Source organism: Nitrospira sp. (assembly GCA_005116745.1).
Taxonomy (GTDB): Bacteria; Nitrospirota; Nitrospiria; order Nitrospirales; family Nitrospiraceae; genus Nitrospira_D.
In genome coordinates this window covers 13,868-28,303 of sequence record SWDS01000005.1, presented here as the reverse complement: position 1 = coordinate 28,303, position 14,436 = coordinate 13,868, and the positions used below count along the sequence as shown (strand labels likewise).

Genomic DNA, 14,436 nt, shown 5'->3' with positions numbered 1-14,436 from the left:
CACCACCACCCCATAACCAAATGATTCTGTTTGATTTTTAACCGGACACTAGTGATGTAGTATATGGGCTTAAGAGTCTCACTGTCCTGGCGGGTTATTCTCTTCCTGTAAATGAGACTTTTAATAATCAACTTGAGATCAAAACGGTCAACTGTTCTTACGGCAGTTCCTCCAATACTCCACGTCGGATCAAGGTGATCGCCTGCGAAGCGGATTCAGCGAGACCAGGATGCGTAGACTTTAGTGCCTGCACTTGTGACAGAAACTCCAAGGTTCTGGCTAGGAGTCGGTAGATGTCGCCTTCTGCCATCGTGGTCAGCCGACAGAGCCCAATCCACGTGAGGGTGGGGTTGGCGACCCAGCGCTCAACCAACGCTGCCACATCGGCGCGGAGGAGGGGCGGATCCTCATAGGGAGATAAACTCTCCGCCAACTTGCGAACTTGCCCGAGTAGGGAACTCAGCCCGGTACTGATGCGTGGAAACGCGCCGGGACGATCGTCGTCGTGGGCCAGACTGGCCAAGATGCCGGCGAGGAGAGAGGGGTCTCCTCCCGTAAAGGCTTCCGCGCGAATCAGTTCGGTAATGAGCAGCGAATGATCGATCCGGATGAGCCGTGCCCATTCTCCTTCGACCGTCAATTGTGTCGCCAGCGTGAGATATCCGAATTTCTGCAATACGTTTACACGCTCTTGGAAGCGATGCCACAAACTGGCCCGCAGTGCTTGTATGGATTTCGTATGGCGCTGTTGTTCCTGACGAAGTCGCGACGCGGTCACGAAGTCTTTCTGGCAGGTTGGCCTCGAAGGACACGTGGGGCAGGGGAAGTCTCCCATCGATTGGACGATGGCATCGGGCAGTGGCTCGTGACTGGTGGAGGTCAGGATAGGAAGCACGGGCAAGCGCTGTGGAAGTTCTTCTAACTGCTGACTGAGTCGATCGAACGTGTCTGTGGAACACCACGGATAGGTCGGTGTTTCCTCGAAGTCGCATGTGCGGTCGTAGACTTCTTTCACGCTCGTGGCCGGGCATTCCGTGACGGCACCATCCGGTCTTAACATGGTGAGCATGGAATTCTTTTGGCCTTTACTCCGGTATTGTCGGAGCACAATCCCGCGGCCTCTGCTGAGCCCTACCACACGCCCAGGGCTCAGGAACGGCAACCGAGCTGAAATTTCAGGCGATTCTGACCGGTGCGTCTGATGCCGGGTGTGGCGGTGTCTTCGTGCATGGTCGAAGGTTTGCCATTGGGTGATCCAGTCCGTACAGACGCGAGGGCCGAACGGTTCCATTTGTACATGGAGGGCCTCAAGTTTGTGCTCGAGGAGTTCAGCGCGCTGGTTGAGTTGGAATTGTGCGAAACTCTTGGCCAAGATTCCTTGAATCTGCTCATGGGGATGAGCTTTCAAGAGATTCAAGACCATTGGATAACTGATCGTAAACTGGCTGTCGATGGCTTCCGGTTGCCCGGTCAACCCTTTGGTCAGAACCGCCAGATCGATATACGGAGAGGGAGTCACAACCGCAAATCCGACGTGATCTTTGCCGCGGCGGCCGGCTCGACCGGCGACCTGCTGGACTTCGCCGATGGTCAGGTCGGTGAAGTCGCGGGATTTGCGGATGCTAGATTGAGTGATCACGACCGTGCGGGCTGGAAAATCGACACCCGCCGCCAGGGTTGTCGTGGCGAAGACCGCATCGAGATGGCCTTGTCGCATCAGCTCTTCGATCGCGATTTTCCACGAAGGCAGGTGCCCAGCATGATGGGCGGCGACGCCGATTCGCTGCACGATGGGAATGAGGGGATGTTCGGTAATGCTCGGATATTGTGCGATGACCCGTTCGAGCGCTGTACCGATCGCCTCTTGTCGCACTGGAGGAAGCACGAAATCGGCGTGATTGAACGACTCCATCGCTTCGTCACAGGCTCGCCGTGAGGTGAGAAATACAATAGCTGGGGTGAGATGTTGTTGGCGGAGCGCCGCGATGAGATCAACCGGATGGATCGACGGCGGCATGCAGCTTCATTCCTTTTGAGATGACCACGAGGCCTGATTCAGTGACGGTAAATCGTTGCGCGTCGGCCTCTCGATCATACCCAATTTCCGTATGCGGAGGGATCGTCACATCCTTGTCGATGATGGCCCGTCTGATGCGGCTCTGCGCGCCGATCGTCACGTTCTCCATGAGAATGGACTCCCTGACATCCGCGTGGTCTTGTACGCGGACGTTCGGGGAGACAATTGAGTTTTGGACTCGTCCACCCGACACGATGCAACCGCCGCAGACGATCGAATCAAGCGCGACCCCCATCCGGCCTCCCTGAAAATCCTGCGCGAAGACGAACTTGGCCGGTGGAAACTGCCCCTGATAGGTTCGGATCGGCCAGCCTGGGTCGTACAAATTGAATTGGGGATCGACGGCGACCAAATCCATATTCGCTTCCCAGTATGCGTCGAGCGTTCCAATGTCGCGCCAGTACTTGACGGCTTTGTTGTTGGCATCGTGAAATTTGAAGGCATACACCCGCCCTTGTTCGATCATTCGGGGAATAATGTTTTTCCCGAAGTCGTGCGCGCTGCCCTCTCGAGCGTCCGCAATCAGGTGTTCACGGATGGCTTTAGTGCGGAACAGGTAGATGCCCATCGACGCGAAGGCATGAGCGGGATCGTTGGGGAGTGGAATGGGGTGCGCCGGTTTTTCATCGAAGCGAGTAATTCGGTAGTCCTTGTCGACTGCGATGACGCCGAAGCGAGTCGCTTCCTGGACGGGAATGTCGATGGCCCCGACGACCGCATCTGCGCTCTTGGCGATGAGCCAGTGGTACATCTCTGCATAGTTCATCTTGTAGACGTGATCACCGGCGAGGATCAGCAGGAATTCCGGGTGTTCCCCGTCGATCAAGAACATATTCTGATACACGGCATCGGCGGTGCCACGGTACCAATCTTCGCTGATGCGTTGTTGAGGAGGGATCGAGGCGATATATTCACCAAGTTCCGCGTTGAGAATATTCCAGCCGACCCGGATATGGCGATCGAGCGAGTGTGATTTGTATTGAATGAGGACCGCGATCTTGCGGAGTCCTGAATTCAGACAATTGCTGAGGGTGAAATCGATAATGCGATACTTTCCGCCGAAGGGAACCGCAGGCTTTGCACGTTGGTCCGTCAGCGGAAACAGTCGTTCGCCTTTACCGCCAGCCAATACCATTGTGAAAATATTCTTCATTGGCTGGATTCTAGCAGGACCTTCATGAAATAGAAAGGAAGTGGAATCGTTGACTTCCCGTTCCATGCGGATAATACTAGCTACGAGAACACCGGAGTGAGCAGCTCGGGATCGGTTGATGATGAACCAAGGAGTGAGCATGAAGCGAGATGTCGTTGTCGCGGCTCTCCCACGAGTCGATTCCAGGCGTGTGATGAAGCTGACAGAGAGATCCTCAGATCCAGCACGCAACATGGCCAGGCGCTTAGAAAAGCTCGAGGAACAGATCCAAAAGCTGTCCGAACTGGTTCGAGACCATGCTGAAGATATGGATCGGTTGGTTCGGATTGTCGCAGAGAACCAGGATGTGGTTCGTCTGCAGTTGCTTCGGAAGCATCAGGAGAAGGTTCGAGTAAGAAAGCATCTTCGGGAAGCCAATTCAGAAGTGGACTAAGGCCGGCGATCGGTGGTCGCTTCCGCCCCTTCGCTCTAGTCGATGTGTCGGATACGTACCCGTATCAATGGTCTCCTCCTGAACGTGTCACCTAACGATGATCTGGAATACATAGGAGTTCACGCATCGTGGTCAACTATGCATGCATTGCTGCGGGTCTTCTTGCCGGTTTTGTGCAAGCACAAACGCTCTATGCGGTGTCCGATCAACCCGTGCGGATATGGCCGATCCAAATTCCCTATGAAGCGCCACCGAAGAATCAAGATGTGCCGGATGTCTCGATTCCTCCCAATAAGGACCCGCTCAGTGCTGAAGAGGTCAAACGCGCGGAAGCCTTGCTGCCGCTGCTGGAAGGGAAACAGGAATTTTGGGCCATGGGAGAGTTCGTGCATTTGGGAGAGCCGGCCGTTCCCGCCCTTGTTCAGGCATTGACAATGCCGAGCCCGAGGATTCGCTACAACGCGATCGAGACCTTGCTGATGATGAAGGGAGTCACCGGGGTTCCTGCCCTGATCTCCACGGCAAAGGAGTCCGGGGAGATTCCTCGGGTGCGGGAACATGCCCTGCGCGTTGCCGTTCGTCTGGATCCCACGAACGCGTCCGAGGCGATTGACGCCATGGCAAAGGACTCCAATCCATCCGTCAGAAAAGCTGCAGCGTTCGAAGCGCGGTATGTCCGGCAGAAGGCTGTGATCTCCATCTTGATTCCGATGGTGAGTGACGACGAGCGTTTCGTGGCGCTGTCGGCCTTGCAATCACTCTGGATTTTGACTCGCCATGAGACGGAGTTTCATGATTGGGATGCCTCGACCAAACAGGATCGCGCCGTATGGTCGAGTGAATGGATCGAGTGGTGGGACGCCAATAAAGACGTCTTTGAGATTCCCGAACCGCGCCGGTCAAAACGGAGTTCCTAGCGACCAGCCGGGAGGTTGCGGGCCGAGAGATTCCTATGCTACGAATGTATGGATATGAAACTCAAGAGCGGAGCGATGCTCACGATTGCCAAATTAGGCAACCCTATTCTTCGCAAAGTTGCTGCGCCGATTGATCCGCGAGAGATTAAATCGTCTGAGATTCAGCGGTTGATCGACGACATGTTTGAAGTGATGTACGACGAACCGGGCATCGGGTTGGCTGCGCCACAAGTGTCACGTTCGATTCAACTGGTAGTGATGGGCTGTAAAGGTGAGGGTGGGTTTCCAGAAACGGTCCTCATCAACCCCTCGATTGTGTATTACGGGCCTGAACAAGTAGACAACTGGGAAGGTTGTCTGAGTGTTGATGGATTGCGGGGTAAGGTGATCCGACCCTCACTGGTGCGGGTCAAGGGGCTGGATCGGAAGGGCAAAGCTTTGGACTTTGAGGCGACCGAACTGTACGCAGTCTGTATTCAGCACGAACTCGATCACTTGATCGGCAAAGTTTTTCTGGATCGCATGACCGATATGTCCACCCTTACTCAGCTGGACGAATTTTCGCAGTATTGGCAAAAAGAACCCACGAATGTAATTTGATGCCTCTCTTGTTGAACTGCTCGTGAAGTCCCTTCTTCGTGTTCTGCTGTATCTTCGGCCTCACCGCGCTCTCGCGATCACGACACTCGTCTGTGCCGCGTGCGCGACGGCGATGGAGCTGGTGCCTCCGTGGATCATCAAGATCATCATCGATGATGTGATTCAGGCGAAGCAGACGTCGTTGCTGCCATGGGTGATTGGTCTGCTCGTGGGCGCCCATGTGCTCAAGAACGTGTTTGCCTCACTCAGAATCCGGCTGAATAATCAGCTTGAGCAGACGGTGGTTCATGATCTTCGTCGGCATATTTTCTCCGCCCTTCAACATCTGTCCATCACCTATTTTGAGAATCGCTCGACGGGGGAGATCATGTCCCGGGTGACTAACGACACGGAGCATGTCGAGCGGATCTTCATTGATGGGCTGGAAGGAATGCTGACGGCGTCGCTGACTCTTCTTGGAATCACGGGACTCTTGTTCATGCTCAATTGGAAGCTGGCGATGCTCACGCTGTTGCCGATCCCATTGCTGGCCTTGTCTGCCAGTTGGTTTACGTCGAGGGTTCATGGGTATTATCGAGAGACCCGCCAGAGCGCCGCTGAACTGAACGGCTATCTACAAGATGCCTTGTCCGGGATCAGGGAGACCATGGGGTTTGGCCGTCAGGGGCACGAACAAGTACGTTTCGACAGGCTCAGCCAGGCGTATAGTGAGAAGAATCTCCAGGCGATGGTCTTGTGGTCGATCTATTCGCCGGGAATGATTCTGGTGGCTGCCCTCGGGACCGTCTTGATCCTCTGGTACGGTGCGGGAGAGGTTATGGATGGGCATCTCACCCTGGGCGAGCTGGTCTTGTTCCTCTCCTACCTGGCGATGTTCTACGTCCCCATCAATCAGATTCATTCGGTCAATCACATGTTGCAGCATGCGTTGGCGGCGAGCGAGCGAGTCTTTGAGGTGCTGGATACGATTCCGGACGTCGCCGATCGACCTCATGTCGTGGCTCCTGTCCATCGGGCTCATGGAGCCGTTCGATTCGACCAGGTCCAGTTCCACTATCGACCTGATGTGCCAGTGCTGAAAGGGGTTTCAGTGGCTGTGCCGGCAGGGGAGCGTGTGGCACTGGTTGGGATGAGTGGGGCGGGGAAGAGTACCCTCCTGAAGCTATTGATGCGGTTTTACGACGTGACAGACGGGGTGATTGGTATCGATGGGAAGGATATCCGTGATCTGCCGATTGCGTATCTTCGGCAGCAGATCGGGTTTGTACAACAGGAGCCGTTCTTGTTCAATGGGACGGTGAAAGATAATCTGCTGTACGGCGATTTAAATGCCGATCAGGGTCGGCTCGAATCGGCGGCGCGCGCCGCACGGGCGCATGAGTTCATCGCGGCGTTACCCGAAGGGTATGACACCTGGATTGGTGAGCGGGGTGTCAAGTTGTCGGTTGGACAAAAACAGCGGGTCTCGATTGCGCGGGCGTTGTTGAAAGATCCCCCCATCGTCATTTTTGACGAGGCCACATCCAATATTGATACGGAGACCGAGGTCAAAATCCGCGAAGCGTTGAACGAGCTGACGACAGGGCGAACCACGTTCATTATTGCCCACCGATTATCCACACTTCACGATGTTGATCGAATTATAGTGCTCGATAACGGTCGACTCGTGGAGGATGGCCGGCATGATGAGCTGGTGGGCCGAGGAGGAGTCTACGCTGGTCTCTATGAAGCTCAATTTCAGGTGTAGGGCCTGAGCAGTGGTGGCTTGCAACCTCAGCACCGGACGCCCTCGGTAGTTGCGGGTCCGAAGAAGAGATCGGTATACTCGTTTGGAGCGAACAAGGGGACATGGCTGATCAATGGTACTGGTATACGAGAGCGATCCGCTGGATGATGAACATGCGCGAGGCCGGTTCTACCACGTCTGCCGTGGGCGCATTGATCGAACCCCATTGGATGTTCCAGAGCCAGATCGCCCATATGAATGCCAACAATGCGGAATTGATCTTGAATCAGAAGATTTCTTCGTAGCCCTTCAGAAAGGATCGGTGTAGGACGAATGGCTGGAAGTGCAGGGAGAAAAACAGTCGGGGTCTCGCGAGGCTTGATGATGCTGTGCGACACCTGTTACGCCCAAGTCCTGAATGAAAAGCTACCTAACGAGAAAAACTTCGTCGCCGATGCCGAAGCACTCTTCGATACAATCTGCGTCGGCTGCACCGACATCAACCGTCCCCTCATCGACGACATGGCGGGGAGTGGGGAATAATATCCTGCCGCTTTGTCTCTCAGCAGGTTGCCGGGTTCTCTGCATATAGGGTATCAGCTAGCGAGGGTTCTGGCAGATTTACACAGGTTGAAGCGAGGAGCTAGAGCTGTTCGCCTGGCGCTTATTTGCACTCCTTCCCATTGAAGTACATACAGGTTGATTCGCCTGATTTGACCTTCCAAGTTTTGATCAGTGGGAGTTTATCCTCGCCACGCATCTCGACGACGAAATCCACAAGCCCGGAAAGTGGTAGTTTCTCGATATGGGGCTTGGCTGCATCGGGCACTTCGATATTGAACACACTAGCACTCGTCGAGATCAGGATCTGATTCTGCTCCTTATCGATGTGAATCACCGGGCTATAAAAACTACGATCTTCTGCACAGACCGATAGTGGGATCAACGTGGCTACGGATAGCGCGAGGATGAGACTATCGCTGAATAGTCGTCGTCGAGCGGGCATGTGGGATGCTCCTGATTCAAGCTACGGGAGAAGATTATTACATTTTGGCAGCGATGTGAACCGAAAAATCTAGATCAGCGGATGAGGACGTCGGCAAGGGTGACGTGACCGGATTTGATCCAATAGGTCTTCACGTCTGGTTCAGAATTCATGAGGGAGACGAGGAGGTAGGCGGGGATGGGCAAGTTGATCTTGGGCCAGATCTCTTCGTAGTCGGTGGCGATTTTGATGTCGGTCACAGACGGACGCGCGGGATCCTGGGGGTGCGAGTGATAGACGACTTGGAGATCGAGCCCATTGTTGCGCATGTCCTTCTTGGCAGATGAGAAGTCCTGCATGTCCATGACAAACGCAATTTCCGCTCGTTCAGCCGGCGAGAGGCGTTCGAGATGCGAGGCTTTTGCCGAGTCGAAAGACGACAGGTTTTGTGCTCCCTCCATCGCGACGATGTTCTTGGTGCGATACAGATGGCTGACCACCCCATTGGTTCCAGCCAGCAGCCCACAACATTCGTAGGGAGTCAGTTCATTCGCATGGGCGATGATGTCGTCGAGAATCTGTCGGGGGATGATGAGGTCAGCCACGATAGTCCACTAGATGGTGCAGCTGACGGCATAATCCAGGCTCAAATCCTTGATCTTGGGATTTGGTCCGCAGAGCGGGCAGGCCGGATCTTTGGGTCGGCTGACCTTTCTGAACTTCATATCAAGCGCATCGTAGATTAATAATTTATCAGCAATCGTTTCTCCGATCCCGAGGATTTCCTTGATGGCTTCTGAGGCCTGAAGGACTCCCATCGTACCGGCCAACACGCCAAGCACACCGGCCTCCTGGCAATTGGGCACCAGTCCAGCCGGCGGGGGCTCTGGATAGAGACATCGGTAGCAGGGATAGCCTTGGTGCGGTTTGATCGTCGTCAACTGCCCCTCGAACCGAAACATGCTGGCGGAGATCAATATTTTCTTGGCAAAGAAACAGGCGTCGTTCACCAGAAACCGCGTCGTGAAATTGTCCGAGCCGTCCAGCACGATGTCGTACTGGGAGATGAGGGGGAGAATGTTCTCGGCATCGACGAGTTGGTGGTACGCGTTGATCGTAATTTCAGGATTAATGGCCGACAAGGTTTTCCGGCCGGACTCAACCTTTGGCTGTCCGAGCGTTGCGGTCGAGTGCATAATCTGCCGTTGCAAATTTGAGAGGTCCACGACATCGCCATCGACAAGCCCGATCGTTCCGATGCCGGCGGCAGCAAGATACAGACCGGCGGGAGAGCCAAGACCGCCCGCGCCGATGAGGAGGACCTTGGCCCGCTTAAGCTTGAGTTGGCCCTTGCCTCCCACGTCCTGGAGGATAATGTGCCGACTGTACCGCTCAATTTCTTGCTCAGTGAGTTCCATGTATTCCAATCATACACAGGTTAATAGGAAAGAAGACTGACAAACAGGGGGCACGAGAAGGGAGCTGGCCCTTGTGTCAGCGTTGTCCTATTCCACCACGTTCAGTTCAATCGGATCGACGACACAGCCTTTGGCTCGCAGGCCAGCAACGGCCCGCTCGATCTCAGCAGTGTCGCCGGAGAGCTCCACATCGGCCCATCCAGTCGTCTCGCGAACATCAGCTCGCCTGACATCGGTCACGACCTTATATTCGCGTCCGATCTGATAGATGATCGGCTCGCGGATTTTGTCTTCAGGAAAGCGAATATGGAATCGCAAGTGTGCCATGGTTACCCTCCTGCGATCGCTGGGACGATGGAGACTTCATCGCCATCCTTGAGGGGCGTGTCTTTCCCCGTGAGGAAGCGAATGTCTTCTTCGTTGACATAAATGTTTACGAAGCGACGGAGCTCTCCCGTTTCATCGCATAGGCGATCTTTGATGCCGGGATAGGTGCTGTTCAGCGCTTCGATCATCTCCACTACGCTACCGGCTTTGGTCTCGACTTCGCCCTGACTTTTGGTCAGGGGGCGAAGCGGAGTTGGAATGCGAACTTTAATCATACGCCACCACCGTTCTTTCCCATCTTAAACGTCTTTTCGAAGTCCACCAGGCTGGGCTGAATGCGCACTGGGCGACCAACGGAATTGATCACCGCTTCCTGGGTTTTTAGGCCGTTGCCGGTGATGTAGGCCACCGTGACCTCATCTTTTTTGATCACCCCTTGTTTGACAAGTTTCTTCAGTACGCCGATCGTGACGCCTCCAGCTGTTTCCGCGAAGATGCCTTCGGTTTGGGCCAGCAGCTGGATGCCTTCCACCACTTCTTCATCCGTCACCATATCCATGGATCCGTGACTCTCAGCGGTCGCCTTGAGCGCATAGTACCCATCAGCGGGGTTGCCGATGGCAAGGGACTTGGCGATCGTCTGTGGCTTCACTGGCTTGAAGAAGTCGCGCCCCGCCTTGAAGGCGGTCGAGATCGGTGAGCAGCCTTCTGCTTGGGCGCCATTAACCTTCGTTCGAACGTTGTCGATCAGGCCCAAAGCCTTCATCTCATGCAGACCCTTCCAAATCTTGGTCAAGAGTGAGCCCGATGCCATGGGAATGACGACTTGATCCGGTGTTTTCCACCCGAGTTGTTCTACGGTCTCAAAGGCAAGGGTTTTTGAGCCTTCGGCATAGTAGGGGCGTATGTTGATGTTCACAAACGCCCAGCCATGTTCGCCGGCAATCTCGCTGCAGAGCCGGTTGACATCGTCGTAGTGACCTTCAATCTCGACCACGTGGGGCTTATAGATCAGGTTGCCAAGCACTTTTGCAGCCTCAAGGTCGCCGGGGATGAAGACGTAACAGTGGAGATTGGCGGATGCCGCGTGCGCGGCAACGGAGTTTGCCAAGTTGCCGGTCGACGCGCAGGCCACCGTTTCGAACCCGAGCTCGCGCGCGCGCGTGAGGGCCACGGCGACGACGCGATCTTTGAAGGATAGGGTGGGGTGATTCACCGTATCGTTCTTGATGTAGAGCTCGTTGAGCCCAAGATACGCGCCAAGGTTTTTCGCCCGTACGAGCGGGGTAAACCCGGCATACGGTCCGACGAAGTTCGTGCCTTCGACCGGCAGCAGGTCGAGATAGCGCCACATGCTATGTGGCCCATCCTCGATCTTCTTGCGCGAAATCGTCTTCTTGATCTCCTCGTAGTTGTATTTCACTTCAAGGGGACCGAAGCACATTTCGCAAACGTGAATGGCCTTGGTTGGATATTCTTTACCGCACTCGCGGCACACCAGCGCTTTCATTTTGCTCATCGTCGTACCACCTTATCAAACTCTATGCAGATGGACGCATAGCGCATCCAGCATAAGGATCCCCATCATCGAACAGCTCGGTAATCGTCGGATGTTCCCCGCAGAGGGCACAATTTGGGTTCCGGCGGACTTTGATTTCTCGAAATTGGGTTTTGCGCGCATCGAAGTCGAGCAGGCGGTCGGTCAGCGGCCGTCCGATTCCGAGCACAAGTTTCAATGCTTCCGTCGCCTGGATTGTTCCGATAATGCCAGCTAGTACGCCAATGACTCCGGCTTCTTGGCACGAGGCGACTAAGCCAGGCGGAGGCGGAGCTTTGAATATGCAGCGATAGCAGGCCGATTTTCCAGGGATGATGGTCGTGACACGTCCCTCGAATCGCAGAATGCCGCCGTGAACCAGCGGCTTGCCGGCGAAGAAACAGGCATCGTTGATCAGGAACTTGGCTGGGAAATTATCGACTCCGTCGATCACGACATCATAGTCGCCGAAGATCTTAAGCGCATTGCCGGCCGTGAGCCGTTCCTCGTACATGGAGACCGAAACGTCAGGGTTCAGCGCCTGGATCTTTTCTTTGCCGGAGAGGACCTTGGGGCGGCCCACGTCGGGAGTATGGTGAAGAATTTGGCGCTGCAGATTGGTGAGATCCACCACATCGCTGTCGATCAACCCAATCGTGCCGACTCCTGCTGCAGCTAGATACAATGCGGCAGGGGAGCCAAGACCACCGGCACCGACGAGCAGAATCTTGGACTTGGCGATCTTCTTTTGTCCCTTGCCGCCGACCTCAGGCAAGAGGATATGCCGGCTGTAGCGATTTATTTGCTCTTCAGTAAATTCCATCTTAATCAGCGGTGCCAAGAACGTTCAAAATGGTTTCCAACGAGGCCGCAGGTAAAAGAAAACCGGAGGCGTACCCTCTGGGGTACGTTGAGGATTTTCTTGAGCCGAGAACAAAGTTGGAGGCCATTTTCAGCGTTCTTATATATTGAAATACTTCTCAATGCTGATATAGCGCTCACCGGTGTCGCACAAGATAGTGACGACATTCTTGCCGGGTCCCAGTTCATCCGCGATCTTTTGGGCGGCGAACACATTGGCACCGGCTGAAATGCCCACCAGGAGGCCCTCTTTCTTCGAGAGTTGTTTTGCGGTCTGATAGGCCTCGTCATCCGTCACCGTGATCACGCGGTCGAGAATCTTTCGGTTGAGCACCTTAGGAATAAAACCCGCCCCGATCCCTTGAATCTTATGGGGGCCAGGGTCTCCTCCGGACAACACGGGCGAGCCTGCCGGCTCAACGGCGATGATTTGTACCTGCGGATTCCGTTCCTTAAAGACTTCACCGCATCCTGTGATGGTCCCACCGGTTCCGACGGCAGCGACAAAGGCATCGATCTTTCCTTCGAGCGCGTCCCAGAGTTCCAGTGCCGTCGTCATTTTATGCATCGCAGGGTTGGCCGGGTTCGAGAATTGATCAGGCATAAAGTACGACGGATTTTGAGCCAGGATGCTTTCCGCTTCCTTAATCGACCCTTTCATGCCTTCCCACGCCGGGGTGAGCACCAGCTGTGCGCCATACGAAGACAATAAGCTGGCCCGTTCCATGCTCATGCTTTCCGGCATCACGAGGATGAGTTTGTACCCACGTACGGCTGCGACCAAGGCCAGTCCGATACCCGTGTTTCCACTGGTCGGCTCGACGATGGTTCCGCCTGGCTTGAGCGTTCCCTGGCGTTCTGCTTCATTGATCATATTGAGGCAGATTCGATCCTTGACGCTGCCGCCGGGGTTGAAAAACTCAACCTTCCCGTAAATCGTCGCAGAACCGGACTTTGAAAGACGGTTCAATCGGACAAGCGGGGTCTTGCCGATCAGCTCGGTAATGTCTTTATGTAACGTGGTGCTCACTGACCCCCTCCCATATAAAAGAGAAACTCCACGTGATCTCCTTCATTGAGGTGGGTCGTGGCCAAATGGTCACGGTCCAACACCTTGTCGTTGACCTCGACGGCGACCATCTGCGGCTCGATGTTCTTTGTCTTGAGCAAATCGAGGACTGTTCCGTTCTGAACCTCCTCAGGCTTTCCATTGATCTTAACCTGCACGGATTCTCCCAAGTTGGCTTAGAGATTAAAGAATTTTTAAACTAGCAAAGGCATGCGCTGCCTGTCAAGGCTACGCCATCCACAGTGAGATACACGACTGCGCAATAGGATTCATCCTCACCCGTCTCTGCTGAGGAGGGGAGACATTCCTTGAGGGAGTTGCTTGACTTTGATCCGGCTCGTCGCCACTATGCCGCCACTAAGGATACCAGGATGTGGAAAAAGAACTTTCTCTTTCGTGCGGCTGAATCGACCCCATTAACCGAGTCCGAGAATGAGCTCTTCCATGATACTGAGCCGGCGCTGGACAGTGCGGGCCTGGTGCTGGATAGGTTTCTCTCCGTTTGGGTGCAGGGTGACGGAACGGAGGAGAAGCCGTCGATCTTTACGAGTCTGTATGTCCGCACCGCGATGCTAGATGTGAAGAAGCACGTCAGTCTCCTTCAGCCCCTTCAAGGGCGCACCCATCAGATCAAGCAATTGCTCACGCAGGAGCAGAAACAGTTTCTTCGACAGTGGCTTCAGGCGCATGCACCACAGGCATGGGAGTCTTCCGACGACCACTTCCGCGACCTCTTCGAACTGGCATGATCCGGCCTTCGCTGTTCCAACTATTCACGCAGTACCGCCGAGGGTTCATGCTCTGGCTACTTGCTGCCGTGCTGCTTGGGCCAAGCGTGGAAGTCTCGGCGACATCAGTCGAGGTCTGGTATGGTCCGGAGGATAGGCCACTCGAGCATCTCGTACAGATGTATGATCGTGCTACACGATACATTTTTGTGGCCGTGTATGGCGTCACGTCGCCGCTTACAGTGAAAGCGCTGGTTGAGGCAAAACGGCGTGGTGTGGATGTTCGTCTCCTCACCGATCGAACACGTCTCAACGATCCGAAACAACGAACGGCGCTGTCGGCGTTGCGTGAAGCTGGGATCCCGATCAGGATCAATCAACATGACGGCCTCATGCATTTGAAACAGGCGGTGATCGACGACGAGATCAATACGACCGGGTCTATGAATCAGACGACCAGTGGAAATCGCTACAATGACGAGCGGCTCGATATCATTCGGGATCATGCGATTACCGTCCAAGCACGTGAAAAGTTTCTTTCGCTCTGGAAAGATCAGGAACGATTCCAGGCGTGGAAATAGGAGAAATAATGGTGAGGGTAAGGT

19 protein-coding genes are annotated in these 14,436 nt (G+C 54.7%); 8 read left to right on the top strand and 11 right to left on the bottom strand.

Translation table 11 applies throughout. The features are described 5' to 3' along the window. Positions 1 to 157 precede the first annotated feature (157 nt). Both E8D52_05535 and glgC read right to left on the bottom strand, forming a co-directional pair. Entirely contained in the window at positions 158 to 2,017 is a 1,860-nt protein-coding gene (locus tag E8D52_05535) for a hypothetical protein (GenBank protein ID TKB69623.1), read from the bottom strand. Continuing rightward, the gene (gene glgC, locus E8D52_05530; GenBank protein TKB69622.1) at positions 1,992 to 3,230 is read right to left on the bottom strand and encodes a glucose-1-phosphate adenylyltransferase; all 1,239 of its coding nucleotides are present in this window, start codon (positions 3,228 to 3,230) and stop codon (positions 1,992 to 1,994) included. The genes E8D52_05535 and glgC overlap by 26 nt, the downstream gene beginning before the upstream one ends. A 139-nt stretch (positions 3,231 to 3,369) precedes the next feature. On the opposite strand from glgC, the gene E8D52_05525 reads away from it, so the two are divergent. The 6 genes from E8D52_05525 (at position 3,370) to E8D52_05500 (ending at position 7,449) form a co-directional block, all read left to right on the top strand. After that, positions 3,370 to 3,663 (top strand): hypothetical protein, encoded by a 294-nt coding sequence (locus E8D52_05525; GenBank protein TKB69621.1) that lies wholly within the window; start codon positions 3,370 to 3,372, stop codon positions 3,661 to 3,663. A gap of 128 nt (positions 3,664 to 3,791) precedes the next feature. Further along, on the top strand, positions 3,792 to 4,580 hold the full coding sequence (locus E8D52_05520; protein ID TKB69620.1) for a HEAT repeat domain-containing protein: 789 nt from the start codon (positions 3,792 to 3,794) through the stop codon (positions 4,578 to 4,580). Between the two features lie 54 nt (positions 4,581 to 4,634). After that, positions 4,635 to 5,180: a peptide deformylase gene (def, locus tag E8D52_05515; protein TKB69619.1), complete on the top strand. Its 546-nt coding sequence runs from the start codon at positions 4,635 to 4,637 to the stop codon at positions 5,178 to 5,180. Positions 5,181 to 5,202: 22 nt separating this feature from the next. After that, the gene (locus E8D52_05510; GenBank protein ID TKB69618.1) at positions 5,203 to 6,927 is read left to right on the top strand and encodes an ABC transporter ATP-binding protein; all 1,725 of its coding nucleotides are present in this window, start codon (positions 5,203 to 5,205) and stop codon (positions 6,925 to 6,927) included. Positions 6,928 to 7,028: 101 nt separating this feature from the next. Then, positions 7,029 to 7,211, top strand: coding sequence for a hypothetical protein (locus tag E8D52_05505; GenBank protein TKB69617.1), 183 nt, complete (start codon positions 7,029 to 7,031; stop codon positions 7,209 to 7,211). 28 nt (positions 7,212 to 7,239) lie between these two features. Further along, complete coding sequence (locus E8D52_05500) at positions 7,240 to 7,449, top strand: hypothetical protein (protein TKB69616.1); 210 nt, start codon at positions 7,240 to 7,242, stop codon at positions 7,447 to 7,449. Between the two features lie 121 nt (positions 7,450 to 7,570). Here the strand turns inward: E8D52_05500 and E8D52_05495 are convergent, their stop codons facing one another. From E8D52_05495 to thiS, 9 genes are all read right to left on the bottom strand, one after another. Further along, entirely contained in the window at positions 7,571 to 7,912 is a 342-nt protein-coding gene (locus tag E8D52_05495; protein TKB69615.1) for a hypothetical protein, read from the bottom strand. A gap of 74 nt (positions 7,913 to 7,986) precedes the next feature. After that, positions 7,987 to 8,499, bottom strand: coding sequence for a M67 family metallopeptidase (locus E8D52_05490; protein ID TKB69614.1), 513 nt, complete (start codon positions 8,497 to 8,499; stop codon positions 7,987 to 7,989). Between the two features lie 6 nt (positions 8,500 to 8,505). Then, on the bottom strand, positions 8,506 to 9,309 hold the full coding sequence (gene moeB, locus E8D52_05485) for a molybdopterin-synthase adenylyltransferase MoeB (protein TKB69613.1): 804 nt from the start codon (positions 9,307 to 9,309) through the stop codon (positions 8,506 to 8,508). An 87-nt stretch (positions 9,310 to 9,396) separates the two neighbouring features. Then, on the bottom strand, positions 9,397 to 9,636 hold the full coding sequence (locus tag E8D52_05480) for a FeS-binding protein (protein TKB69612.1): 240 nt from the start codon (positions 9,634 to 9,636) through the stop codon (positions 9,397 to 9,399). 2 nt (positions 9,637 to 9,638) lie between these two features. Next, the gene (locus tag E8D52_05475; protein ID TKB69611.1) at positions 9,639 to 9,911 is read right to left on the bottom strand and encodes a MoaD/ThiS family protein; all 273 of its coding nucleotides are present in this window, start codon (positions 9,909 to 9,911) and stop codon (positions 9,639 to 9,641) included. Continuing rightward, entirely contained in the window at positions 9,908 to 11,155 is a 1,248-nt protein-coding gene (locus tag E8D52_05470; protein ID TKB69610.1) for a threonine synthase, read from the bottom strand. The genes E8D52_05475 and E8D52_05470 overlap by 4 nt, the downstream gene beginning before the upstream one ends. Positions 11,156 to 11,177: 22 nt before the next feature. Further along, positions 11,178 to 11,996: a molybdopterin-synthase adenylyltransferase MoeB gene (gene moeB, locus E8D52_05465; GenBank protein TKB69627.1), complete on the bottom strand. Its 819-nt coding sequence runs from the start codon at positions 11,994 to 11,996 to the stop codon at positions 11,178 to 11,180. Positions 11,997 to 12,134: 138 nt separating this feature from the next. Then, positions 12,135 to 13,064: a cysteine synthase A gene (gene cysK, locus E8D52_05460; GenBank protein ID TKB69609.1), complete on the bottom strand. Its 930-nt coding sequence runs from the start codon at positions 13,062 to 13,064 to the stop codon at positions 12,135 to 12,137. After that, positions 13,061 to 13,261, bottom strand: a complete 201-nt coding sequence (gene thiS, locus E8D52_05455; GenBank protein TKB69608.1) for a sulfur carrier protein ThiS — start codon at positions 13,259 to 13,261, stop codon at positions 13,061 to 13,063. The genes cysK and thiS overlap by 4 nt, the downstream gene beginning before the upstream one ends. Positions 13,262 to 13,474: 213 nt before the next feature. Here thiS and E8D52_05450 point away from each other — a divergent pair, with 213 nt between their 5' ends. Together E8D52_05450 and E8D52_05445 are read left to right on the top strand one after the other, a co-directional pair. Then, positions 13,475 to 13,852, top strand: a complete 378-nt coding sequence (locus E8D52_05450) for a hypothetical protein (protein TKB69626.1) — start codon at positions 13,475 to 13,477, stop codon at positions 13,850 to 13,852. Beyond that, complete coding sequence (locus E8D52_05445) at positions 13,804 to 14,412, top strand: hypothetical protein (protein TKB69607.1); 609 nt, start codon at positions 13,804 to 13,806, stop codon at positions 14,410 to 14,412. Before E8D52_05450 ends, E8D52_05445 begins: the two co-directional genes overlap by 49 nt. The last annotated feature ends 24 nt before the right edge of the window (positions 14,413 to 14,436 follow it).

Bases quoted from the DNA above. Each gene is read 5' to 3' on its own strand.
- E8D52_05535 (TKB69623.1), bottom strand. From the start codon at position 2,017: ATGCCGCCGTCGATCCATCCGGTTGATCTCATCGCGGCGCTCCGCCAA.
- glgC (TKB69622.1), bottom strand. From the start codon at position 3,230: ATGAAGAATATTTTCACAATGGTATTGGCTGGCGGTAAAGGCGAACGA.
- E8D52_05525 (TKB69621.1), top strand. From the start codon at position 3,370: ATGAAGCGAGATGTCGTTGTCGCGGCTCTCCCACGAGTCGATTCCAGG.
- def (TKB69619.1), top strand. From the start codon at position 4,635: ATGAAACTCAAGAGCGGAGCGATGCTCACGATTGCCAAATTAGGCAAC.
- E8D52_05505 (TKB69617.1), top strand. From the start codon at position 7,029: ATGGCTGATCAATGGTACTGGTATACGAGAGCGATCCGCTGGATGATG.
- E8D52_05500 (TKB69616.1), top strand. From the start codon at position 7,240: ATGGCTGGAAGTGCAGGGAGAAAAACAGTCGGGGTCTCGCGAGGCTTG.
- E8D52_05495 (TKB69615.1), bottom strand. From the start codon at position 7,912: ATGCCCGCTCGACGACGACTATTCAGCGATAGTCTCATCCTCGCGCTA.
- moeB (TKB69613.1), bottom strand. From the start codon at position 9,309: ATGGAACTCACTGAGCAAGAAATTGAGCGGTACAGTCGGCACATTATC.
- E8D52_05480 (TKB69612.1), bottom strand. From the start codon at position 9,636: ATGGCACACTTGCGATTCCATATTCGCTTTCCTGAAGACAAAATCCGC.
- E8D52_05475 (TKB69611.1), bottom strand. From the start codon at position 9,911: ATGATTAAAGTTCGCATTCCAACTCCGCTTCGCCCCCTGACCAAAAGT.
- E8D52_05470 (TKB69610.1), bottom strand. From the start codon at position 11,155: ATGAGCAAAATGAAAGCGCTGGTGTGCCGCGAGTGCGGTAAAGAATAT.
- moeB (TKB69627.1), bottom strand. From the start codon at position 11,996: ATGGAATTTACTGAAGAGCAAATAAATCGCTACAGCCGGCATATCCTC.
- E8D52_05450 (TKB69626.1), top strand. From the start codon at position 13,475: ATGTGGAAAAAGAACTTTCTCTTTCGTGCGGCTGAATCGACCCCATTA.
- E8D52_05445 (TKB69607.1), top strand. From the start codon at position 13,804: ATGGGAGTCTTCCGACGACCACTTCCGCGACCTCTTCGAACTGGCATG.